The organism is Kitasatospora sp. NPDC056651 (genome assembly GCF_042792155.1).
Taxonomy (GTDB): Bacteria; Actinomycetota; Actinomycetes; order Streptomycetales; family Streptomycetaceae; genus Kitasatospora.
Window position 1 is genome coordinate 36,009 of the sequence record NZ_JBHTWX010000027.1, and the last position, 21,587, is coordinate 57,595.

The 21,587-nt window shown below is 72.7% G+C and carries 19 protein-coding genes; 17 read left to right on the forward strand and 2 right to left on the reverse strand.

The window, feature by feature from the left end; translation table 11 throughout:
* A partial coding sequence (locus tag ACFRAR_RS13610; protein WP_380698008.1) for a SpaA isopeptide-forming pilin-related protein occupies positions 1-2,690 on the reverse strand: 2,690 nt, incomplete at its 3' end.
* 192 nt (positions 2,691-2,882) lie between these two features.
* Positions 2,883-3,458, reverse strand: coding sequence for a hypothetical protein (locus ACFRAR_RS13615; protein WP_380698010.1), 576 nt, complete (start codon positions 3,456-3,458; stop codon positions 2,883-2,885).
* Between the two features lie 136 nt (positions 3,459-3,594).
* Between ACFRAR_RS13615 and hisI the strand changes: the two genes are divergently transcribed.
* From hisI to ACFRAR_RS13700, 17 genes are all read left to right on the forward strand, one after another.
* Positions 3,595-3,966 (forward strand): phosphoribosyl-AMP cyclohydrolase, encoded by a 372-nt coding sequence (gene hisI / locus ACFRAR_RS13620; RefSeq protein ID WP_380698012.1) that lies wholly within the window; start codon positions 3,595-3,597, stop codon positions 3,964-3,966.
* Between the two features lie 114 nt (positions 3,967-4,080).
* The gene (locus ACFRAR_RS13625) at positions 4,081-5,604 is read left to right on the forward strand and encodes an anthranilate synthase component I (protein WP_380698014.1); all 1,524 of its coding nucleotides are present in this window, start codon (positions 4,081-4,083) and stop codon (positions 5,602-5,604) included.
* A gap of 20 nt (positions 5,605-5,624) precedes the next feature.
* Positions 5,625-6,137: a Uma2 family endonuclease gene (locus tag ACFRAR_RS13630; RefSeq protein ID WP_380698016.1), complete on the forward strand. Its 513-nt coding sequence runs from the start codon at positions 5,625-5,627 to the stop codon at positions 6,135-6,137.
* Complete coding sequence (locus tag ACFRAR_RS13635; RefSeq protein ID WP_380698018.1) at positions 6,134-6,721, forward strand: TIGR02234 family membrane protein; 588 nt, start codon at positions 6,134-6,136, stop codon at positions 6,719-6,721. Before ACFRAR_RS13630 ends, ACFRAR_RS13635 begins: the two co-directional genes overlap by 4 nt.
* 134 nt (positions 6,722-6,855) lie before the next feature.
* On the forward strand, positions 6,856-7,119 hold the full coding sequence (locus ACFRAR_RS13640; RefSeq protein ID WP_380698019.1) for an HGxxPAAW family protein: 264 nt from the start codon (positions 6,856-6,858) through the stop codon (positions 7,117-7,119).
* 102 nt (positions 7,120-7,221) lie between these two features.
* Positions 7,222-7,662, forward strand: a complete 441-nt coding sequence (locus ACFRAR_RS13645; protein ID WP_380698021.1) for a DUF2752 domain-containing protein — start codon at positions 7,222-7,224, stop codon at positions 7,660-7,662.
* A 217-nt stretch (positions 7,663-7,879) separates the two neighbouring features.
* On the forward strand, positions 7,880-8,686 hold the full coding sequence (trpC, locus tag ACFRAR_RS13650; RefSeq protein ID WP_380698023.1) for an indole-3-glycerol phosphate synthase TrpC: 807 nt from the start codon (positions 7,880-7,882) through the stop codon (positions 8,684-8,686).
* 9 nt (positions 8,687-8,695) lie between these two features.
* Entirely contained in the window at positions 8,696-8,845 is a 150-nt protein-coding gene (gene trpM / locus ACFRAR_RS13655) for a tryptophan biosynthesis modulator TrpM (RefSeq protein WP_188296911.1), read from the forward strand.
* A gap of 68 nt (positions 8,846-8,913) precedes the next feature.
* On the forward strand, positions 8,914-10,173 hold the full coding sequence (gene trpB / locus ACFRAR_RS13660) for a tryptophan synthase subunit beta (protein ID WP_380698025.1): 1,260 nt from the start codon (positions 8,914-8,916) through the stop codon (positions 10,171-10,173).
* Positions 10,174-10,175: 2 nt separating this feature from the next.
* Positions 10,176-10,985, forward strand: coding sequence for a tryptophan synthase subunit alpha (gene trpA / locus ACFRAR_RS13665; protein WP_380698027.1), 810 nt, complete (start codon positions 10,176-10,178; stop codon positions 10,983-10,985).
* A 202-nt stretch (positions 10,986-11,187) separates the two neighbouring features.
* Positions 11,188-11,391 (forward strand): hypothetical protein, encoded by a 204-nt coding sequence (locus tag ACFRAR_RS13670; protein WP_380698029.1) that lies wholly within the window; start codon positions 11,188-11,190, stop codon positions 11,389-11,391.
* Positions 11,392-11,519: 128 nt separating this feature from the next.
* On the forward strand, positions 11,520-12,029 hold the full coding sequence (locus tag ACFRAR_RS13675; protein ID WP_380698031.1) for a MauE/DoxX family redox-associated membrane protein: 510 nt from the start codon (positions 11,520-11,522) through the stop codon (positions 12,027-12,029).
* A 52-nt stretch (positions 12,030-12,081) separates the two neighbouring features.
* Positions 12,082-12,945 carry a DsbA family protein gene (locus tag ACFRAR_RS13680; RefSeq protein WP_380698033.1) on the forward strand — a complete coding sequence of 288 codons (864 nt, stop codon included), beginning with the start codon at positions 12,082-12,084 and terminating at the stop codon, positions 12,943-12,945.
* A gap of 120 nt (positions 12,946-13,065) precedes the next feature.
* Positions 13,066-14,043 carry a prolipoprotein diacylglyceryl transferase gene (gene lgt, locus ACFRAR_RS13685; protein WP_380698035.1) on the forward strand — a complete coding sequence of 326 codons (978 nt, stop codon included), beginning with the start codon at positions 13,066-13,068 and terminating at the stop codon, positions 14,041-14,043.
* A gap of 147 nt (positions 14,044-14,190) precedes the next feature.
* Positions 14,191-14,928: a VIT1/CCC1 transporter family protein gene (locus ACFRAR_RS13690; protein ID WP_380698037.1), complete on the forward strand. Its 738-nt coding sequence runs from the start codon at positions 14,191-14,193 to the stop codon at positions 14,926-14,928.
* 400 nt (positions 14,929-15,328) lie between these two features.
* Positions 15,329-19,945 carry a glutamate synthase large subunit gene (gltB, locus tag ACFRAR_RS13695; RefSeq protein ID WP_380698039.1) on the forward strand — a complete coding sequence of 1,539 codons (4,617 nt, stop codon included), beginning with the start codon at positions 15,329-15,331 and terminating at the stop codon, positions 19,943-19,945.
* Positions 19,938-21,398, forward strand: a complete 1,461-nt coding sequence (locus tag ACFRAR_RS13700) for a glutamate synthase subunit beta (RefSeq protein ID WP_380698041.1) — start codon at positions 19,938-19,940, stop codon at positions 21,396-21,398. Before gltB ends, ACFRAR_RS13700 begins: the two co-directional genes overlap by 8 nt.
* Positions 21,399-21,587 lie beyond the last annotated feature (189 nt).

Below are 21,587 nucleotides of genomic sequence, written 5' to 3' on the forward strand. Positions count from 1 at the left end.
TTCTGTCCGTTGGTGTCGAGGACGACGGTCGTGACCGGTTGCGCGGGCAGGTCGTAGCCGGGGGGAGCGGTGGTCTCCTGCCAGTAGTAGGTGCCGAGCGGGAGCCCGGTGGCCGAGCAGACGCCGTCGGCCGGGGTGACGCAGGGGGAGCCGACGGGGGTGTCGGGGTTGGCGCCGCTGGTCTGGAGACCGGGGACCCCGTTGGTCTCGTGCCACAGCTGGAACACGGCCCCGGCCAGCGGCTGGCCGCTGACGGAGTCGACCTTCGTCACGCTGGTGGAGCCGGTCGGGGCGACGGTCTGGCTGTCCTGGACGGTGACGGGGATGTTCTGTCCGTTGGTGTCGAGGACGACGGTCGTGACCGGTTGCGCGGGCAGGTCGTAGCCGGGGGGAGCGGTGGTCTCCTGCCAGTAGTAGGTGCCCAGCGGCAGGCCGTCCGCCGAGCAGACGCCGTTGGCCGGGGTGACGCAGGGCGAGCCGACCGGGGTGTCCGGGTTGGCGCCGCTGGTCTGGAGACCGGGGACCCCGTTGGTCTCGAACCAGAGCTGGAAGGTCGCGCCCGCCAGCGGCTGGCCGGTGACGGAGTCGACCTTCGTCACGCTGGTGGAGCCGGTGGGGGCGACGGTCTTGGTGTCCTCGACGGTGACCGCGACGTTCTGCCCGTTGGCGTCCAGTTCGACGGTGGTCACGTTGAGGTCCGGCAGGTCGTAGCCGTCCGGCGCGGAGACCTCCTGCCAGTAGTAGGTGCCCAGCGGCAGGCCGTCCGCCGAGCAGACGCCGTTGGCCGGGGTGGTGCACGGGGATCCGACCGGGGTGTCCGGGTTGGCCCCGGTGGTCTGGAGGCCGGGGATGCCGTTGGTCTCGTGCCACAGCTGGAAGACCGCGCCGGCCAGCGGCTGCCTGGTCCCCGAGTCGACCTTGGTGACGGTGGTGGAGGCCGTCGGGGCGACGGTCTTGGTGTCCTGGACGGTGACGGGGATGTTCTGGCCGTTGGTGTCGAGGACGACGGTGGTCACGTTGAGGTCGGGCAGGTCGTAGCCGGGGGGTGCTGCGGTCTCCTGCCAGTAGTAGGTGCCCAGCGGGAGGCCGCTCACGGAGCAGACGCCGTCGGCCCCGGTGGTGCACGGGGAGCCGACGGGGGTGTCCGGGTTGGGTCTGGTGGTCTGGAGGCCCGGGACGCCGTTGGTCTCCTGCCAGAGCTGGAAGGTGGCGCCGGCCAGTGGCTGCCCGGTCGCCGAGTCGACCTTGGTGACGCTGGTGGACCCGGTCTCGACGACCGGGCTCTTGACGTCGGGGACGGTGACCTGGACGTTCTGTCCGTCGGTGTCGAGCACAACGGTCGTCACCGCTGGGTCGGGCAGGTCGTAGCCGGGTGGTGCCGCGGTCTCCTGCCAGTAGTAGGTGCCCAGCGGGAGGCCGCTCACGGAGCAGACGCCGTCGGCCCCGGTGGTGCAGGGACCGCCCACCTCGGTGTCCGGGTCGGGTCTGGTGGTCTGGAGGCCGGGAACGCCGTTGGTCTCGTGCCACAGCTGGAAGGTCGCGCCCGCCAGCGGCTGGCCGGTGACGGAGTCGACCTTCGTCACGGTGGTCGAGGCGGTGGGGACCGAGGTGCCGCAGTCCGGGAGGTCGCCGTCGAAGGGGTAGGCGTGGAACTCGGAGCCGGTCATCCCCCCGCCGGAGTTCTGCACCAGCGAGCCGGTGGTGAAGAACCGTCCGTTGAAGCCGGGCATGCCCATGGTGGCGGTGCTGGCCGGGTTGCCCACCAGCACGCTGCCCTGGAACTGTCCCGATCCGATGAGGCTGACCGACGTCGCGGTGGGGAAGTTCCACAGCAGACGCTCGCGCAGTTGGTTCCAGGGGTCGGTGTCCTCCAGGCTGCCGCTGTAGGTGTTGATGACGCGGGGGCTGCCCACGAGGTTGACCAGGATCGTCGCGTTCGCGGGGATGCCGGCGAAGGCGATGCCCTGCTGGCCGCCGCCGTTGCCGGCGATGTCGAAGTCGACGTTGAAGACCTGGAGCGCGGAGGTGCCGTCCCCGGTGAACAGGGTCTGGTAGCCCTGGTTGACGGCGGTCCCGGTGGCGGGGCGCGGGGTGCCGATCCCGGCGTAGCACTCGCTCGCCGACTGGAGCTGGCCGCGCAGCGGCCGGTAGGCGGTCACGGCCTGCGGGTCCTGGATCACCGTTCCGGCGATGCTGCCCGTGACCGTGCCCGCGTGGCGGACGACGCCCCCTTCGGCCAGGAGTTGTTCCCCTCGGGCGATGGTGACGTTGCCGCCGGTGGTGAGGAAGTCCGCGCCGTCCGGCGGGGGGACGCGTGAACCGGCGCCGACGATGCCGATGTTGAAGACGGCGCTGGCACCGCTCTTGTTCATGTCGAAGTTCCCGAGGGTCACCACATGGCCCTCGGCCTCCGCGGCCGACTCCCTGACGTTGTAGTCGCCGCCGACGAAGATGTTCACACCGTCGTCACGGCCCGCGAAGGGGCCGTTGTTGACCGGTGGGAAGGTCGCCGGACAGTCCGCGCCGAGGCACGGACCGAGGCCGCCCGGAAGGCCGGCCGCGTGCGCGGCCGACGGTTCGATGAGCGACATTCCGAAGGGTACGAGTGTCAACGCCAGGGCGGTGGTCATCGCCCTGGCGAGTTTGCGTCTCCAGGTGACGGCGGTCACCCGGTTCTGACTGGACTTCACCTCAGTCCTCTCACCAAGCGAACACAAAACGAGCGTTCGAAGTCTCCGGGGCCGCGGAGCCGGGCGGCTGAGGCTCGCAGACGGTGTCGTTCGAACGCCGGGGCGAAGGCACCCGATCGGTTGCACGGGTGCCCGGCCGTGTTGCGCGCCCCGTCCACGCGGGGCACGGGTGCCGGTGAGAGGGCCGGGGTGCTACGGGTGCAGGGTCCCGGTGAGCTTGGCGCCGCCCTGCTTGTTGCTGCCGGTCAGGGTGCAGGTGTAGTCCCGCCAGCCCTGCTGGTAGTTGACCATCGCCGGGCCGAACTGCCGGCCGTAGTAGGTCTTCCCGTCGGCCTGACGGGCCTTGGCGGCGGCCTCGGCCTCCTTGCAGCCGTCGCGCATGGCCAGGGCGACCTGGATCTCGCCGGTCAGGCCGTCGGCCAGCTTGAGGTCGGCGATCACCTCGCCGTCGTGCTCGCCGGCGCAGGGGCGCTCCTCCGCCTTGGTGATCACCGGGCTCAGCTGCGGGTGGTCGAAGCACGCGCCGACCGGGAAGAAGGCGTACGGCGGCTGCGGCTTGGTCGGGGTGGGCGTCGGCGTGGGTGTCGGGGTCGGGGTGGCCGTGGGGGAGGGCGGGGGCGGCGCGGCGGCCGGTTTCCCGTCGTCCGGCCAGAGCACCGCGGTGGCCACCACCGCGAGCAGGACGACCAGCACGGCGGCGACGGTGAGGACCAGGCCGCGGGACGGACGGGAGGCGGCGGCTGCGGGCGGCGGCTGCTCGGAGGTCATGGCCACGAGAATGGCCCACCCGGCCCCCGCCCGGCAGGCGGTTGGCCGAAATCGCCCCGTACGGTACGGCCGGGACCGGCCCGGCCGTACGGAAGACCCCGCCGGGGGCGGCGGGGCGGGCTGACACAATGGGCCCATGTCCACCACACCCGCCACTCCCGGCACCACCGCCCTCGCCCCCGAGATCGCCGCCCGGCTCAAGCGCACCGAGGACGGGCTGATCCCGGCCATCGCCCAGCAGTACGACACCGGCGAGGTGCTGATGCTCGGCTGGATGGACGACGAGGCGCTGCACCGCACCCTCACCACCGGCCGCTGCACCTACTGGAGCCGCAGCCGCCGGGAGTACTGGGTGAAGGGGGACACCTCCGGCCACGTCCAGGCGGTCAAGTCGGTGGCGCTCGACTGCGACGGCGACACCCTGCTGGTCAAGGTCGACCAGACCGGCGCGGCCTGCCACACCGGCGACCGCACCTGCTTCGACGCCGACGTGCTCCCGCTCGCCTGACCCGCGAGAGCTTGCCCGACCCGCCGGAGCCCGGCTGGCCGCAAGGGCCCGCCTGACCCGCACGACCCCGTCCACGACTCCAGAACCCCGGAACTCCAGAAGGTGCCGCCCAGCATGGATCTCGAAGCCTTCCGCAAGCTCGCCGTCGACACCCGGGTCATCCCGGTCACCCGCAGGCTCCTCGCGGACGGCCTCACCCCGATCGGCCTCTACCGCAGCCTCGCCGAGGAACGCCCCGGCACCTTCCTGCTGGAGTCCGCCGAGCAGGGCCGCAGCTGGTCGCGCTACTCCTTCGTCGGGGTGCGCAGCGCCGCCGCGCTCACCGTCGGCCCGGACGGCGGGGCCCGCTGGCTCGGCGCCCCGCCGGTCGGCATCCCCACCGGCGGCGACCCGCTGGAGGTGCTGCGCGCCACCCTGGCGGCGCTGCACACCCCGCGCCGGGAGGACGACGGCCTGCCCCCGCTCACCGGCGGCCTGGTCGGCTACCTCGGCTACGACATCGTCCGCCGGCTGGAGAAGCTGCCCGACCTCAACCCGGACGACCTGGGCCTGCCCGAGCTGACCATGCTGCTCGCCACCGACCTCGCGGTGCTCGACCACACCGACGGCACCGTGCTGCTGATCGCCAACGCCGTCAACCACAACGACCTGGCCAGCGGCGTGGACGAGGCCTGGGCGGACGCGGTGGCCCGGCTGGACGCGATGGAGGCCGAGCTGGCCAAGCCGGTCGACCCGGGGCTGGCCACCTTCACCCCGGTCGGCCCCGGCGAGGTCCACTCGCCGTTCGGCGGCGAGCCGTACCGCGCCGCCGTGGAGGTGGTCAAGGAGCGGATCCGGGCCGGCGAGGCCTTCCAGGTGGTGCCCTCGCAGCGCTTCGAGGCGCCCTGCCCGGCCTCCGCGCTGGACGTCTACCGCGTGCTGCGCACCACCAACCCCAGCCCGTACATGTACCTGTTCCGCTTCCCCGGGCCGGACGGCGGCTCCGAGGGCGGCTTCGACGTGGTCGGCTCCAGCCCGGAGGCGCTGGTCAAGGTCACCGACGGCGAGGCGATGCTGCACCCGATCGCCGGCACCCGGCACCGCGGCGCCACCCCGCACGAGGACGCGGACCTGGCCGCCGAGCTGCTCGCCGACCCCAAGGAGCGGGCCGAGCACCTGATGCTGGTGGACCTCGGCCGCAACGACCTCGGCCGGGTCTGCGAGCCGGGCAGCGTCGAGGTGGTCGACTTCATGCAGATCGAGCGCTACAGCCACGTGATGCACATCGTGTCGACGGTGACCGGCCGGGTCGCCCCCGGGCGGACCGCCTTCGACGTGCTGACCGCCTGCTTCCCGGCCGGCACCCTCTCCGGCGCCCCCAAGCCGCGGGCGATGCGGATCATCGAGGAGTTGGAGCCCACCCGCCGAGGCCTGTACGGCGGCTGCGTCGGCTACCTGGACTTCGCCGGGGACTCGGACACCGCGATCGCGATCCGCACCGCGGTGCTGCGCGGGGGCACCGCGTACGTGCAGGCCGGCGCGGGCGTGGTCGCCGACTCCGACCCGCACGGCGAGGACACCGAGTGCCGCAACAAGGCGGCCGCCGTGCTGCGGGCCGTCGCCACCGCCAATACGCTGCGGACGCCGGAACTGTCCTGAGCCGTAGGGAGGCCGCCGGGATGCCCGAGGTGCCGTACGACGAGCTGCGCTGGGAGGTCGTGCGCGGCGCCGCCGGACAGCTCGGCGAGCAGCCGGCCGGCCACGGCCGGGTGCTGTCGGGAGTGGCGGTCGACTTCCCGGCGGCGTCCGGCGGCCCCACCCGGGACGGCGCGGCGGTGTTCGCCCCGGACCTGGCGGTGCTCTCCCGGGAGGCCGTCCGGGGCGGGCGGGGCCGGTTCGGCGCGGCCGGGGTCGAGGCGGTGCTGGAGGTGGCCCGGCCGGGCCTGGAGCCGGCGGCGAGGGCGTACGCGCACGGCGGCGTGCCGGTGTATCTGGTGGTCGACCCGGCGGCGGCGGTCTGCACCGTGCACACCGCGCCGTCGCCGGACGGGGTGTACCGGGAGGCCGAGCGGGTGCCGTTCGGCAACGACGTGTTCCTGCCGCTCGGCGGCCGGACGGTGGTGCTGCGCACGGACGAGTTCCCCACCCCGGGTTCGGACCCGGGTGTCAGCCGGGGGATAGTGGACGGGTGACCGCTGAGCAGACCCCCGCCCCCGCCACCTCCAGCCGCCGCACCCTCGGCGTGATGCTGCTGCTGACCGTGCTCAGCGCCGTGCTGGTGCTGACCGCGGCCGGGCGGACCTGGGCCGAGGGCCGGGCCGGCACCCTGGACGTGTCCGTCACCGGCGGCAAGATCTCCGAACTGCCCGGCGGGCTGGCCCTGGTGGGCCTCGCCGCGGCGGTCGCGGTGTTCGCGGTGCGCGGCGTCGGCCGGCTGGCGGTCGGCGCGCTGACCCTGCTGGCCGGGCTCGGCGCGGCCGCCGCCGCGGCGGCCGGGGCGGGCGACACCGCCGCGCTGGACGACGAGGCCGCCCGCAAGCTGGCGCTGACCGGCTCGGCGGCCACCGAGGTCTCGCACACCGGCTGGCCCTGGGTCGCGCTGGCGGGCGGGGTGCTGCTGGCCGTGGCCGGACTGCTCACCCTGCGCTACGGCCGGGGCTGGCCGGCCATGGGCAGCCGTTACGAGGCGCCGACCCGCAAGGCCCCGGCGAAGGCCGACACGCCCGGTGACCTGTGGAAGGCGCTGGACCGCGGCGAGGACCCGACGGCCGTCTGAACGGCGCGTGTGACGCGATAGACCCGCCACCCCCTTTGGGCCGCCGATGTGTGGCCCGGCACAATGGAACCGTCAAACCCGCCGGCGGCCCCGCAGGCCCGGCCGGGCCCCGAGAGCCAAGGAGCACCATTCAGATGGCAGCAGCAGCACACGGCCACACCCCCGCCGCCTGGACCGGCGTCATCATCTCCTTCGTCGGTTTCGGCGCCGCGGGCGTCGCGATGATCCTGCCGTCGGTGCTGTTCGTCTGGGTCAGCCTGGCGATCATCCTGCTCGGCGGTGTGGTCGGCAAGGCCATGTCGATGGCCGGCATGGGCCAGCAGCCGAGCCCCCACGTCTACAAGTCGGCCGAGGAGCAGCTCGCGGCCCGCGAGGCCCGCGCCGTCGTCGCCGCCTGACGACGGGCTCTTCGCACCACACGTTTGTCGTACATCGGAACGGCGGGCGCGCCACGCCCGCCGTTTCGTCGTGTCCGGGCCCGGCCCGGGCAGAATCGGGGCGTGAACGCCGTCCCCACCGCCTCCGCCCCGCCGCCCGTGCTGCGCCGGCTGAGCCCGCCGCTGACCGCGCTGGCGGCGGTGGCCGTCCCCACCGCGTACGTCGCCCTGGTGGACCCGAACGTCCCCGGGCACTACCCCGACTGCCCGTTCCTGACCGCCACCGGCTGGTGGTGCCCCGGCTGCGGGGGCCTGCGCTGCGTCCACGCGCTGGCCCGCGGGGACCTCACCGGGGCCCTGCACGACAACGCCGTCGTGGTGCTGCTGGCCGGGGTGCTGGGGGTGCTCTGGCTGCGCTGGGGCTGGGCCGCGCTGACCGGCGGGCCGCCGCCGAGGATCACCGTCGGGGCCCGGCGCTGGGTGCTGATCGCCCTGCTGGTGCTGGTGTTCACGGTGGTGCGCAACTCGCCGGTCGGGACGGGGCTGGCGCCGCCCCTGGTCTGACCGGAGAGCGCCCCCGGGCGCCGCGAGGACGCCCCGGGGCCCGGTGCAGAACCGGTGAACCCGCAGCTGAGGACCGCCGGAGCCGGCGTCCGGTCCGCGAGACGGGGGCGGAACCGGTGCGCCCCGCGCCCCCGGGTGCCGATACCATCGAAGAGCCGGTGGGCCGCTGCCCGCCGACTCGCGCCGACCGACTGGCAGAAAAGATGGGGGCTCCTGAGTGAGTGTGCTCGACTCGATCATCGAAGGGGTCCGCGAGGACCTCGCCGAGCGGCAGGCCCGGGTCTCCCTGGACGAGCTCAAGGCGCTGGCCGCCAGGGCTCCGGAGGCCAAGGACGGCGTCGCCGCCCTCAAGGGCGACGGGGTCCGGGTGATCTGCGAGGTGAAGCGCTCCAGCCCGTCCAAGGGCGCCCTGGCCTCGATCGCCGATCCGGCCGCCCTGGCGGTCGACTACGCGGCCGGCGGTGCCGCCGCGATCAGCGTGCTGACCGAGCAGCGCCGCTTCGGCGGCTCGCTGGCCGACCTGGACGCCGTCCGCGCCGCGGTGGACACCCCGCTGCTGCGCAAGGACTTCATCGTCACCGCCTACCAGCTGTGGGAGGCCCGTGCGCACGGCGCCGACCTCGCGCTGCTGATCGTCGCGGCCCTCGACCAGCCGGCCCTGGTGTCGCTGATCGAGCGTGCCGAGTCGATCGGCCTCACGCCGCTGGTCGAGGTGCACGACGAGGAGGAGATCAGGCGCGCGGTGGACGCCGGCGCCCGGATCATCGGCGTCAACGCCCGCAACCTCAAGACGCTCGAAGTGGACCGCAACACCTTCGAGAACGTCGCCCACGCCATCCCGGACAGCATCGTCAAGATCGCCGAGTCCGGTGTGCGCGGCCCGCTGGACGTGATCAACTACGCCAACCTCGGCGCCGACGCGGTGCTGGTCGGCGAGACCCTGGTGACCGGCAAGGACCCGCGTGCCGCGGTCGCCGACCTGGTCGCCGCCGGGGCCCACCCCGCCGTCCGGCACAAGGACTGACGCCGCCCGATGAAGATCGCCGCCCGACTCGCCCCCGGTTGCCGCCCGCGCGGCTGCCGCGCGCCCGCACGCCGGGTGCTGGGGCGTCGGGTGCGGTACGTCATCGGTTGCGAGCCCGGGCAGGTACCGGGGCGGCGATGGCGGGTGACGTCGGGCTGACCGGTCGAACGGCCGGGACAGCCGATCAGACGTCATCGTCGTCCATCTTCGTCAAGGGAAACCACACCATGTCCGAAAAGGACTACCTGCCCGGCGCCCAGGTGCCGGACGCGCGCGGCTACTTCGGCGCGTACGGCGGCCGCTTCATCCCCGAGGCGCTGGTCGCCGCGGTCGAGCAGGTCGCCGAGGAGTACGAGAAGGCCAAGGCCGACCCGGCGTTCGCCGCCGAGCTCGACGGGCTGCTCAAGGACTACACCGGGCGCCCGAGCCCGCTGACCGACGTGCACCGCTTCTCCGCCGAGGCGGGCGGGGCTCGCATCCTGCTCAAGCGCGAGGACCTCAACCACACCGGCTCGCACAAGATCAACAACGTGCTGGGCCAGGCGCTGCTCACCAGGCGGATGGGCAAGACCCGGATCATCGCCGAGACCGGTGCGGGCCAGCACGGCGTGGCCACCGCCACCGCCTGCGCGCTGTTCGGCTTCGACTGCACCATCTACATGGGCGAGGTCGACACCGAGCGCCAGGCGCTCAACGTCGCCCGGATGCGGATGCTCGGCGCCGAGGTGGTGGCCGTCAAGTCCGGCAGCCGGACGCTCAAGGACGCCATCAACGAGGCGTTCCGGGACTGGGTCGCCAACGTCGACTCCACCCACTACCTGTTCGGCACCGTGGCCGGGCCGCACCCCTTCCCGATGATGGTCCGGGACTTCCACCGGGTCATCGGCGTCGAGGCGCGTCAGCAGGTGCTGGACCGGACCGGGCGGCTGCCCGACGCGGTCGTGGCCTGCGTGGGCGGCGGCTCCAACGCGATGGGGATCTTCCACGAGTTCATCCCGGACGCGGGGGTGCGGCTGCTCGGCTGCGAGGCGGCCGGCGAGGGCGCCGAGACGCCCCGTCACGCGGCCACCCTGACCAAGGGGGACCCGGGGGTGCTGCACGGCTCCCGGACGTACGTCCTCCAGGACGAGGACGGGCAGACCATCGAGTCGCACTCGATCTCGGCCGGCCTGGACTACCCGGGCGTCGGGCCGGAGCACGCCTGGCTGAAGGACACCGGGCGGGCGGAGTACCGGCCGGTCACCGACGACGCCGCGATGCGGGCACTGCTGCTGCTGTCCCGCACCGAGGGCATCATCCCGGCCATCGAGAGCGCCCACGCGCTCGCCGGAGCGCTGGAGCTGGGCCGCGAGCTCGGACCGGAGGCGACCATCCTGGTCTCGCTGTCCGGGCGCGGGGACAAGGACATGCACACCGCGGCCGAGTACTTCGGGCTGTACGACGAGAAGGCCGGCTCGGGCGACAGCCCCGCCGAGGGGGGCGAGTGATCATGGCGAGCAAGCTCAGTGGTGTCCTGGCGGCGGCCAAGGCGCAGGACCGCGCCGCGCTGATCGGCTACCTGCCGGCCGGGTTCCCGACCGTGGACGGCGGCATCCGGGCCGTCAAGGCGCTGATCGAGGGCGGCTGCGACGTGGTCGAGGTCGGCCTGCCGCACTCCGACCCGGTGCTCGACGGGGCGGTCATCCAGACCGCCGACGACATCGCGCTGCGCGGCGGGGTGAAGATCAAGGACGTGCTGCGGACCGTCCAGGAGGTCTCCGCCGCGCACCCCGAGGCCGCGGTGCTGGTGATGACGTACTGGAACCCGGTCGACCGCTACGGGGTGGCCCGCTTCGCGGCCGACCTGGCGGCCGCGGGCGGGGCCGGCTGCATCCTGCCGGACCTGCCGGTGGAGGAGTCCGAGGAGTGGCGCAAGGCGGCGGACGAGCACGGGCTGGACACCGTGTTCGTGGTCGCCCCCAGCAGCAAGGACGCCCGGCTGGCGGAGGTCACGGCGGCGGGCAGCGGTTTCGTGTACGCGGCCGCCGTGATGGGCGTGACCGGGACCCGGTCGGCCGTCGGTTCGATGGCCGAGGACCTGGTCGCGCGGACCCGGGCCACCACGGACCTGCCGGTCTGCGTCGGGCTCGGGGTCTCGGACGCCGCGCAGGCGGCCGAGGTCGCGCGGTTCGCGGACGGGGTGATCGTGGGTTCGGCGTTCGTCAAGCGCATCCTGGCCGCGGGCGAGGACGAGGCGGCGGCGCTGGACGCGGTGCGGGACCTGGCCGGGGAGCTGGCCTCGGGCGTGCGCCGGCACTGACGCGACGCGCCCGACGACCCCCCGCTCCTCCGGGAGCGGGGGGTCGTCGGCGTTCGGGCCCGCCTTCGAAGCGAGGGGTGGACCCGAACGGGTGAACAAGGGGTGGGGACACGCATCAGCCGGGGTTGGGGACCGTTGAGCGGAGGGACGAGTGCACGGACGTGTGCGGGGGTGACGGGGGCGAGCGGGAAGGGGTGAGCCGGTGGCTGGTCTCCAGCGGGCCGTGCTGCTGCGGGCGGCGGCGGCCGGGGTGGCGCTCGGCTGCGCGGTCGGGGTGCACACCGAGGTGGGGCACGCCCTGGCCAAGCGGGGGGCCGAGCGGGCGGAGCGGGAGGCGGTGGCCTGCGCGGAGGCGGCCCGGCACCCCGAACTGTTCGAGGAAGGATGGTTGACGGGGTGTCGATGACGTACGGCCGTTCGGATCATCCGGGCAGAACGTCACTCATCCGGCTTCATTCCTGAATCCGGAGGAACCGCCCCTCCCCCCGCACGGTTCATCAGGGAGTGAACGAGTTTCCCGAGGGGGTTTCCCTGATGGCCGCGCAGCCCGGTGGCTCCGTGCCCACGCCCGCGGCGCGGCGTCCGGCGCCCGCCTGGAGCGGGTGGCTCGGCACCGCCGTCCGGCTCGGCCTCGCGGTGGTCTGGGGGTGGGCCGGACTGGCCAAGGTCTCCGATCCGGCGGAGGCCGCCCAGGCCGTCCGGGCCTACGAGATCCTGCCCGAGGCCCTGGTCAAACCGATCGGCTACGGCCTGCCGTTCCTGGAGCTGGCGCTCGCCCTGCTGCTGCTGGCCGGCCTCGGCGTCCGACTGGTGGCCGCGGTCTCCGCGCTGCTGCTGCTGGTCTTCATCGCCGGGATCTCCTCCGCCTGGGCCCGCGGCATCTCGATCGACTGCGGCTGCTTCGGCGGCGGCGGGCACGTCGACGAGTCCCGGACGGAGTACCTCCAGGAGATCCTGCGCGACACCGGATTCCTGGTGCTGGCCGGGTGGCTGCTGTGGCGGCCCCGCACCCGGCTGTCGGCCGACGGCTGGCTGGCGAGCTGACCCCCACACCCCCGCACCCGACGAAGGCTCCCCGACCGTGGATGTCAAGGCAATGAGCGAGAAGAACCGAGAAGGCAAGCGCACCGCCCGTGAGCGGATGCTGGAACAACGGGAGGCCGATGAGGTCTCCTCCCGGCGCAGGAAGAAGCTGATCGTCGGCGGCTCCGTGCTCGCGGTGATCGCCGCCGCGGTGATCACCGGCGTCGTGGTGCAGAACCAGCGCTCCAAGCCGGAGACCCCGGTCGCCGCCCCGGCCGGGACGATCGGCGACAAGAACCTGGTCATCCCGGTCGGCGCCGGCAACGCGCCCTCCGTCCTCACCGTCTACGAGGACCCGCGCTGCCCCGCCTGCGGCACCTTCGAGCGCGAGTTCTCCTCGACCATCGACCAGCTCGAGGACGCCGGGAAGGTCTTCACCAACTACCACATCGTGTCGTTCATCGACCGGGCCGTGCCGGGCAAGGGCTCCAGGACGGGCGCCAACGCGCTGGGCTGCGCCCAGGACGCCGGGCACTTCCGGGACCTCCACGACGTGCTCTACCGCAACCAGCCGGACGAGACCAACGACGCCTTCGGCGACAAGGCCGTGCTGCTGAACCTGGCCAAGCAGGTCAACGGCCTGGACACCCCCGAGTTCCAGTCCTGCGTCAAGGACAACAAGTTCGGCGGGTGGGTCTCCGCGGTGCAGCAGGACTTCGACAAGTCCAGCTTCAAGTCCACCCCGACGGTGCTGCTCAACGGCCAGCCGATCTACCCGAAGAACGCCGGCGAGGAGATCTCCCCGGCGAACCTGGTGAAGTGGGTGGACGCCGCGAACGAGGGCAAGCAGCTCGGCACGGCGGGCTCGCACGGGCAGGTACCGGCCCCCACCGGCACCGCTTCGGAGGCGAACAACCCCTCGCCGGCGGCCGGCTGAGCCCACCGCGCCGCGCCGCTCCCTCCCCGTCCGGAGGGGGCGGCGCCGTCCCGTTGTTCGGTTTCTGTGACCCCGGGGGTGTCCGACGGGGCCGTTGGACCCTGTAGCGTCGGAACTGCCATGGATATCGCCTACATTCCCAGCCCGTCGCGGGGCGTCCTGCACCTCGGACCGATCCCGCTGCGCGCCTACGCCTTCTGCATCATCCTCGGTGTCCTCGTCGCCGTCTGGCTCGGCAGCAGGCGCTGGGTCGCCCGGGGCGGTGCCAAGCACACCGTCGGCGACATCGCGGTGTGGGCCGTGCCGTTCGGTCTCGTCGGCGGCCGCCTCTACCACGTGATCACCGACGGCGGCCGACTGTACTTCGCCGACGGGAAGAACCCCTGGGACGCCCTCAAGATCTGGCAGGGCGGCCTCGGCATCTGGGGCGCGGTCGCGCTGGGCGCGGTCGGCGCCTGGATCGGCGCCCGCCGCCGCGGCGTGCCGCTGCCCGCGTACGCCGACGCCATCGCGCCGGGCATCGCGCTCGCGCAGGCGCTGGGCCGCTGGGGCAACTTCTTCAACCAGGAGCTGTACGGCCGGCCCACCACCCTGCCGTGGGGCCTGGAGATCGACAAGACGCTGCCCGACGGCGAGGTCCTGAAGGGCGTCTACCACCCGACCTTCCTGTACGAGTCGCTCTGGTGCGTCGGCGTCGCGCTGCTGGTGATGTGGGCGGACCGCCGGTTCAAGCTGGGCCACGGCCGGGTGTTCGCGCTGTACGTGGCCGCGTACACGGTCGGCCGGTTCTGGATCGAGTGGCTGCGGATCGACGACGCGCACGTCTACCTCGGCCTGCGGCTGAACGACTGGGTGTCCATCGCGGTGTTCCTCGGCGCGGTGGCGTACTTCGTGATCGTGGGCAGGAAGCGGCCCGGGCGCGAGGACCCGGCGAGCATCGATCCGGCCGCGCGGGCGGAGGACGCCGGGAGCGGCGACAAGGACGACGAGGGCGTGAAGCCGGCGAAGTCGGCCCGGGAGAAGGCCGACACGAAGGCCGACGAGAAGCCGGTGACGACCGCCAGGGCGGCCGGCGAGGACACCGAGAACCCGATCTGACCTGGGCCTTCCCCGACTGGGGCCACCCCTCGCGAAGCTTGCGAAGGGTGGCCCCAGTGGTGTTCGGACAGCCTTACTTTGCTGGAAATGCCCAGGTCAGGCGGGCTACGGTCAAGGCGGACGAACCGACTCAGGAGGGGAACGACGATGAGCGCGATCACTGTGGAGCCCGACACCGGACACCAGCCCCGGATACCCGCGGCCGACCACCACCGGGACGTCAACGGGGGCTGGCTGCGGCCGGCCGTGTTCGGGGCGGTGGACGGGCTGGTGTCCAACTTCGCCCTGATGACCGGCGTGGTCGGCGGCGCGGCGTCCAACGGGACGGTGATCCTCACCGGGCTGGCGGGCCTGGCGGCCGGCGCCTGCTCGATGGCGGCGGGGGAGTACACCTCGGTGGCCTCACAGCGGGAACTGGTGCAGGCCGAGATCGAGGTCGAGCGGCTGGAGCTGACCCGCAACCCGCACGGCGAGCTGGCCGAGCTGGCCCAGCTGTACGTCTCGCGCGGGGTGGACCCGGAGCTGGCCCACGAGGTGGCCCGGCAGCTGTCCACCGACCCGGAGCTGGCCCTGGAGGTGCACGCCCGCGAGGAGCTGGGCATCGACCCGACCGACCTGCCCTCGCCGCTGGTCGCGGCCGGCTCGTCGTTCCTGTGCTTCGCGCTCGGCGCGCTGCTGCCGCTGCTGCCGTACCTGCTGGGGGCGACCACGCTGCTGCCCGCCCTGCTGCTGGCCGCCGCCGGGCTGTTCTTCTGCGGCGTCGTGGTGGCCCGGGTGACGGCGCGCAGCTGGTGGTTCAGCGGGCTGCGGCAGCTGGTCCTGGGCGGTGCCGCGGCCGGCGTGACCTACCTGCTCGGCTGGGTGATCGGCGGGCACCTGGGATGAGCCGTACGTATGCATGATTATGCTGCTGAGTGCGTGACGTTTCACACATGAGGGCCCGGCGACGCCTGGCCTAGTCTCACCATTCGGGCCGCCCCGCCGCGGATTCGCATCCGCGGGCGGGCTCCCGGAATGGATTCGCAGGCGGCCATGATCGGCTCCCGCGACCGCCCGGTACCGCTCCTGTTTCGGGCCGCGGACGGTTGGGCACAATCGTCGGGACGCGCATTGCGGCGCGTCCTCTCGCACACCTCCTGACCTGCGCGGCATCCCGCCATCCGGACGGATATTCCGCTTCTCAGGGTCACGGGCATCATGTAACTTGCACCCACGCACCACCGCATCAGGGCCAGCGTCGTCCCTACTTGCACCAACTTGCCGAAAGACGACGACGGGAGAGCCGATGCTGTCCGCATCCACGCACTCCGCCAACGAGCCCCAGGCCGGCGCCACCCGCCGACCGTACGCGCTCGTGCCGGATGCCCGACCTGCTGCCCAGGGCCTGTACGACCCGCGGAACGAGCACGACGCCTGTGGCGTCGGTTTCGTCGCCACCCTGACCGGCATCGCCGACCACACCATCGTCGAGCAGGCGCTGAACGTCCTGCGCAACCTGGAGCACCGCGGCGCCACCGGCGCCGAGCCGGACTCCGGCGACGGCGCCGGCATCCTCACCCAGGTCCCGGACGCCTTCCTGCGCGGGAAGGTCTCCTTCGAGCTCCCGGCGGCCGGCTCCTACGCCGTCGGCATCGCCTTCCTGCCGGACGAGGACGCGGCGGACGCCACCGCCGTCGCGAAGATCGAGGCGATCGCGGCCGAGGAGGCGCTGACCGTCCTCGGCTGGCGCGACGTCCCGGTCACCCCCGACCTGCTTGGCGCCACCGCGCGCGGCGTGATGCCCCGCTTCCGGCAGCTCTTCCTGTCGCACGGCGAGAAGGCCGGCATCGAGCTGGACCGGATCGCCTTCGTGGTCCGCAAGCGTGCCGAGCGCGAGGCCGGGGTGTACTTCCCCTCGCTGTCCGCGCGCACCATCGTCTACAAGGGCATGCTGACCACCGGCCAGCTCGAACCCTTCTTCCCCGACCTGTCGGACCGCACCTACGCCTCCGCCGTCGGCCTGGTGCACTCGCGGTTCTCCACCAACACCTTCCCGAGCTGGCCGCTCGCCCACCCGTACCGCTTCGTCGCCCACAACGGCGAGATCAACACGGTCAAGGGCAACCGCAACTGGATGCGCGCCCGGGAGTCCCAGCTCGCCACCGACCTCATCCGGACCAACGAGAAGGGGCAGGGCCTGGAGCGGATCTTCCCGATCTGCACCCCGGACCACTCCGACTCCGCCTCCTTCGACGAGGTCCTGGAGCTGCTCCACCTCGGCGGCCGCTCGCTGCCGCACTCGGTGCTGATGATGATCCCGGAGGCGTGGGAGAACCACGCCACCATGAGCCCGGCCCGCCGCGCCTTCTACCAGTACCACTCCAACCTGATGGAGCCCTGGGACGGCCCGGCCTGCGTCACCTTCACCGACGGCACCCAGATCGGCGCCGTGCTCGACCGCAACGGCCTGCGCCCGGCCCGCTACTGGATCACCGAGGACGGCCTGGTCGTCCTCTCCTCCGAGGTCGGCGTGCTCGACATCGACCAGGAGAAGATCGCCAAGAAGGGCCGCCTCCAGCCCGGCCGGATGTTCCTGGTGGACACCGCCCAGGGCCGGATCGTCGAGGACGAGGAGATCAAGTCCGCCCTCGCCGCCGAGCACCCGTACGAGGAGTGGGTGGCCGGCGGGCAGATCCAGCTCGCCAAGCTGCCCGAGCGTGAGCACATCGCGCACACCCACGCCTCCGTCACCCGCCGTCAGCAGACCTTCGGGTACACCGAGGAGGAGCTGCGGGTCATCCTCGCGCCGATGGCGCGCACCGGCGGCGAGGCCCTCGGCTCGATGGGCACCGACTCGCCGATCGCCGCGCTGAGCGAGAAGCCGCGGCTGCTGTTCGACTACTTCGTGCAGCTCTTCGCACAGGTCACCAACCCGCCGCTGGACGCCATCCGCGAGGAGCTCGTCACCTCGCTGCTGTCCAACCTCGGCCCCGAGGGCAACCTGCTGGCCGCCGAGGCCGCCGCCTGCCGCTCGGTCGGCATCACCTTCCCGGTGATCGACAACGACGAGCTGGCCAAGCTCGTCCACATCAACGCCGACGGCGACCAGCCCGGCCTCAAGGCCGTCACCCTGTCCGGCCTCTACAAGGTGGCCGGCGGCGGCGAGGCCCTGGCCTCCCGGCTCGCCGCGATCGCCGCCGAGGCCGACGCCGCCATCGCCGACGGCGCCCGGATCATCGTGCTCTCCGACCGGCACTCCGACGCCGAGCACGCCCCGATCCCCTCGCTGCTGCTCACCTCGTCCGTCCACCACCACCTGATCCGCACCAAGCAGCGCACCCAGGTGTCCCTGCTGGTCGAGGCCGGCGACGTCCGCGAGGTGCACCACGTCGCGCTGCTGATCGGCTACGGCGCCGGCGCGGTCAACCCGTACCTGGCGATGGAGTCGGTCGAGGACCTGGTCGCCCAGGGCGTCTTCATCCAGGGCGTCGAGGCCGACAGGGCGATCAGGAACCTGATCAAGGCGCTCGGCAAGGGCGTGCTCAAGGTCATGTCCAAGATGGGCATCTCCACCGTGGCCTCCTACCGCGGCGCCCAGGTCTTCGAGGCCATCGGCCTCTCCCAGGACCTGGTCGACGGCTACTTCGCCGGCACCACCACCAAGCTCGGCGGCATCGGCCTGGACGAGATCGCCAGGGAGACCGCCGCCCGGCACGCCAAGGCCTACCCGGCCTCCGGCATCCCGGCCGCGCACCGCGCGCTGGAGATCGGCGGCGAGTACCAGTGGCGCCGCGAGGGCGAGCCCCACCTGTTCGACCCGGACACCGTCTTCCGCCTCCAGCACTCCACCCGCAACCGCCGGTACGACATCTTCAAGCAGTACACGGACCGGGTGAACGAGCAGTCCGAGCGCCTGATGACGCTGCGCGGCCTGTTCCAGCTGGACGGGCTCGGCCGCGAGCCGATCCCGGTCGACGAGGTCGAGCCGGTCTCCTCGATCGTCAAGCGCTTCTCCACCGGCGCCATGTCGTACGGCTCGATCTCGCGCGAGGCGCACGAGACCCTGGCCGTCGCGATGAACCGCCTCGGCGGCAAGTCCAACACCGGTGAGGGCGGCGAGGACCCGGACCGCCTGTACGACCCGGAGCGCCGCTCGGCCATCAAGCAGGTCGCCTCCGGCCGGTTCGGCGTCACCTCCGAGTACCTGGTCAACGCGGACGACATCCAGATCAAGATGGCCCAGGGCGCCAAGCCCGGCGAGGGCGGCCAGCTGCCCGGCCACAAGGTGTACCCCTGGGTCGCGAGCACCCGGCACTCCACCCCGGGTGTCGGCCTGATCTCGCCGCCGCCGCACCACGACATCTACTCGATCGAGGACCTGGCGCAGCTGATCCACGACCTCAAGAACGCCAACCCGGCGGCCCGCATCCACGTGAAGCTGGTCTCCGAGGTCGGCGTCGGCACGGTCGCCGCGGGCGTCTCCAAGGCGCACGCGGACGTCGTCCTGGTCTCCGGCCACGACGGCGGCACCGGCGCCTCGCCGCTGACCTCGCTCAAGCACGCCGGCGGCCCCTGGGAGCTCGGGCTCGCCGAGACCCAGCAGACGCTGCTGCTCAACGGGCTGCGCGACCGCATCGTGGTGCAGACCGACGGCCAGCTCAAGACCGGCCGCGACGTGGTGATCGCCGCACTGCTCGGCGCCGAGGAGTTCGGTTTCGCGACCGCCCCGCTGGTGGTCTCCGGCTGCATCATGATGCGCGTCTGCCACCTGGACACCTGCCCGGTCGGCGTCGCCACCCAGAACCCGGTGCTGCGCGAGCGGTTCTCCGGCAAGCCCGAGTTCGTGGTCAACTTCTTCGAGTTCATCGCCGAGGAGGTCCGGGAGATCCTGGCCTCGCTGGGCTTCCGCTCGATCGAGGAGGCCGTCGGCCGCGCCGAGCACATCGACGCCCGGTCCGCGATCGACCACTGGAAGGCCGCCGGTCTCGACCTCGCCCCGCTCTTCCACGTGCCGGCGCTGCCGGAGGGGGCGGCCCGCCACCGCACCACCGCCCAGGACCACGCGCTCGACAAGGCCCTGGACAACCGGCTGATCGAGCTCGCCGAGGACGCGCTGGAGCGCGGCGAGACCGTCCGGATCCAGCTGCCGATCCGCAACGTCAACCGCACCGTCGGCACCATGCTCGGCCACGAGGTGACCAAGCGGTACCGCGGCGAGGGCCTGCCGGAGGGGACCATCGACGTCACCTTCACCGGCTCCGCCGGGCAGTCCTTCGGCGCCTTCCTGCCGCGCGGCGTGACCCTGCGGCTGGAGGGCGACGCCAACGACTACGTCGGCAAGGGGCTCTCCGGCGGCGTGGTCGTCGTCCGCCCGGCCCGCGAGGCGGCGGCCATCGGCAACGACGCCCAGAACCACGTCATCGCCGGCAACACCATCGGCTACGGCGCCACCTCGGGCCGCGTCCACCTGCGCGGCAAGGCCGGCGAGCGCTTCGCCGTCCGCAACTCCGGCGCCACCCTCGTCGTCGAGGGCGTGGGCGACCACGGCCTGGAGTACATGACCGGCGGCCGGGTCGTCGTCCTCGGCGAGACCGGGCGCAACCTCGCGGCCGGCATGTCCGGCGGCATCGCGTACGTCCTGGACCTGCGCCCCGCCAACGTCAACGACGGCATGGTGGGCATCGAGGCCCCCACCGCCGCCGACCGCGACTGGCTGCGCGAGACCGTGCAGCAGCACTACGAGGAGACCGGCTCCACCGTCGCCGCCGAGCTCCTGGCGGACTGGGGCAGCGGGGTCTCCCGCTTCTCCAAGATCATGCCGACCGACTACAAGGCAGTGCTCGCCGCCAAGGACGCCGCTGAGCGCGATGGCCTCTCCGAGGCCGAGACCACTCGCAAGATGATGGAGGCGGCTAATGGCTGACCCCAAGGGCTTCCTGACCACGCCCAAGCAGCTGGCCGAGCGGCGCCCCGTGGACGTCCGCATCCGGGACTGGAACGAGGTCTACGTCGAGCGCGGCCTGCTGCCGATCATCACCAAGCAGGCCGGCCGCTGCATGGACTGCGGCATCCCCTTCTGCCACAACGGCTGCCCGCTCGGCAACCTCATCCCCGAGTGGAACGACCTCGCCTACCGGGACGACTTCACCGGCGCGATCGAGCGGCTGCACGCCACCAACAACTTCCCGGAGTTCACCGGCCGCCTGTGCCCGGCTCCGTGCGAGTCCGCGTGCGTCCTCGGCATCAACCAGGACGCGGTGACCATCAAGAACGTCGAGGTCACCATCATCGACAAGGCCTGGGACCGCGGCGGGGTCACCCCGCAGGTGCCCGAGCGGCTGTCCGGCAAGACCGTCGCCGTGGTCGGCTCCGGCCCGGCCGGCCTCGCCGCCGCCCAGCAGCTCACCCGGGCCGGGCACACCGTGGTGGTGTACGAGCGGGCCGACCGGATCGGCGGACTGCTGCGCTACGGCATCCCCGAGTTCAAGATGGAGAAGCGCCACATCAACCGCCGCGTCGAGCAGATGCGGGCGGAGGGCACCCGGTTCCGCACCGGCGTCCACGTCGGCGAGGACATCACCGGGCAGCAGCTGCGCGAGCGCTTCGACGCCGTGGTGGTCGCGGCCGGCGCCACCACCGCCCGCGACCTGCCGGTGCCCGGGCGCGAGCTCAAGGGCGTCTACCAGGCCATGGAGTACCTGCCGCTGGCCAACAAGGTGCAGGAGGGCGACTTCGTGGAGTCGCCGGTCAGCGCCAAGGGCAAGCACGTGGTCGTGATCGGCGGCGGCGACACCGGCGCGGACTGCGTCGGCACCGCCCACCGGCAGGGCGCGGCGTCCGTCACCCAGCTGGAGATCATGCCGCGGCCCGGCGAGGAGCGGCCCGGGAACCAGCCGTGGCCGACCATGCCGATGACGTACAAGGTCACCTCCGCGCACGAGGAGGGCGGCGAGCGGATCTACTCCGTCAGCACCACCCACTTCAGCGGCGACGAGGACGGCAACGTCCAGGAACTGCACCTGGTCGAGGTGGAGTTCAAGGACGGCCGGTTCGAGCGGGTGCCGGGTACCGAGCGGGCCGTCCCGGCCCAGCTGGTCACCCTGGCCATGGGCTTCACCGGCACCGACGTGAAGAACGGGCTGGTCGAACAGCTGGGAGCGGATCTCGACGCGCGCGGTAACATTGCCCGCGACGGCCGGTTCGCCACCAATGTCGATGGCGTGTACGTCTGCGGAGACGCCGGCCGGGGCCAGTCGCTGATCGTCTGGGCCATCGCGGAGGGCCGTTCGGCCGCCGCCGCGGTGGACAGGTATCTGGGCGGCAAGACCCCGCTTCCCGCCCCGATCCGGCCCACGGACCGCCCCCTGGTGGTCTGACGGACGGACGGTCCGACCGGCCCCCACCGAACCCCCGGCGCCGCATCGCCGGGAGCTCAACCCGCTGCCCCCGCCAGTGTCGCCGGGCCAACGCGGTCTCCTGGCGCCTGCCCTCTTCCCCGACCAGTTGGAGGGCGGGCGCCGTCGCGTCCTCTTCCAGGGGGCGCCATCGGTGCGGGACCGGAGAAG